Source organism: Planomonospora algeriensis, from assembly GCF_977012225.1.
The window spans coordinates 1-1,825 of sequence record NZ_CDRNDK010000788.1; the positions used below are offsets into that span (position 1 = coordinate 1).

Below are 1,825 nucleotides of genomic sequence, written 5' to 3' on the forward strand. Positions count from 1 at the left end.
CCGGAACCCGGCCTATTCACGATGAACAGGAACAAAAGCTAACAAAACTCCCTCTCAAGTGTCTTCCTGCTCATGAGGCTGCTGAGGCTCTGGCATCCTGTGCCGCCGCAGATGTGGACGGTCCGTCCTGTCGTCAGGAAGCGGTCGCATGTCCCGTCGAGCGGGGAGAGGAGGAGGATCGGTGTCTTCGGTGAGGCGATGCATGCACTCGACGAAGTTGCGTTCATGCCAGAGGGCACCTCGGCTCTCGCGTATGGCTCTGTCCAGACGGATCATGGGGACGCGTTCGTGCTCGTCATGTGGCTGGCAACCGCTCTGCGGTGGCTGGCCACCATGGGCAGGGAGTACCCTTTCCTGGTCATGGCGGGCTTCGGGGATGGATCGGCGATGGGCGCACACCAGCTCTGCCGCCACCGAGCTTCACTCCGACAGCCAGGAGACCGCGTGCACGCCGTCGAAATCGTGGATCTGTTCGCCGGGCCAGGCGGGTTGGACGTGGCCGCGTGTCAGTTGGGAATACCCGTCGTCGGCATTGAATGGGACAAGAACGCGTGCGCCACTCGTGATGAAGCCGGACTGCACACCGTTCCAGGGGATGTGCGCAAGTTCGGACCATCGGATTTCCCGACCGCTACCGTTCTCACCGGCGGGCCGCCGTGTCAGACGTACACCGTTGCAGGTTCCGGCGCTGGACGCCGCGCTCTGGACGACGTGCTTGCCTTCGCCAAACGTATGGCAGCCCGCGAAGACGTCACCTCGGACCTGGCGACTTTGGAGGACGAACGTACAGGACTGGTGCTGGAGCCTCTGCGGTGGGCACTCGCAGCGGTGGACGCGCACCGTCCCTATGACGTGATCGTGCTGGAGCAGGTGCCGGCGGTGCTGCCAGTGTGGGAAGCGATGAAGGAAATCCTCGAGAGTGAGGGCTACTCGGCGATCTGCGACGTGCTGCGCACGGAGGAGTTCGGGGTTCCGCAGACCCGACGTCGCGCAGTCCTGATCGCCCGCCTCAATGGTCGGGCCGCGATGCCAACGGCAACACACCATCCGTACCGCAAGGGAGTGCTTCCTCCAGAGGGCGACAAGAAGCTGGGTCGGTGGGTGACGATGGGGGACGAGCTCGACAGAGAGGGGCCGTTCGTCGTCGTCTCGAACTACGGTACCGGTGGTGACCCCAGAGCCCGAGGTCGACGTAGGTCCTGCGAGCCCGCAGCCACTGTCACTGGAAAGATCTCCCGTAATCGGGTGGTTACGGATGATGGTGTCAATCTTCCTCGTTTCACTAACGCCGAGGCGGGACAGTTGCAGAGTTTCCCCGCTGACTACCCCTGGTCCGGCCGTGATATCGCTCAACAGATCGGCAATGCCATTCCGCCGCGTCTCGCTGCCCATGTTCTTGCCGCGGCGCTCGACATTGAAAAAGATGTTCTCGAGCAGGTCGTTTTACGGAAGATGGCGTGGAGTGAAACTCTGCGCAAGATGAAAGAGGCGGTTCTCTCGTGCGACACGTGCCCCGACGACGCCAGCTCGTGTAGCCCCTCCATGGCAGCGAAACGTATTCACGGACATCGAGAGCTTTCCGCTGAGGAGGGGACTTCCCGATCGGCCACTGGCCATCGTGACGATCAGGTCAGGCCCTCATAGCAAGGGCTGAAGGAGTTCTCACATCGTGAGACCGAGGGCGATGAGCGGGTTATTGAAATCATCGCGAGCCCAGCGGGTGCCCTCGGCGATGTTGGTGTGGTTGAGCAGGCGTAACGCGCCGATGGCGTAGCTGCGCATCGTGGCCAGGATGGACGGGGCCGAGGCGGTGCGGACGCGGCAG

General features: G+C 62.8%; 1 protein-coding gene. It reads left to right on the forward strand.

Features of this window, described 5'->3' with window-relative positions:
• Nucleotides 1-198: 198 nt before the first annotated feature.
• Entirely contained in the window at nucleotides 199-1,644 is a 1,446-nt protein-coding gene (locus ACWJ6R_RS35770) for a DNA cytosine methyltransferase (RefSeq protein ID WP_449066453.1), read from the forward strand.
• Nucleotides 1,645-1,825: the final 181 nt, after the last annotated feature.

What these genes read in the sequence shown, in the direction of transcription:
- ACWJ6R_RS35770 (WP_449066453.1), top strand. Translation starts at nt 199, where the DNA reads ATGCATGCACTCGACGAAGTTGCGTTCATGCCAGAGGGCACCTCGGCT.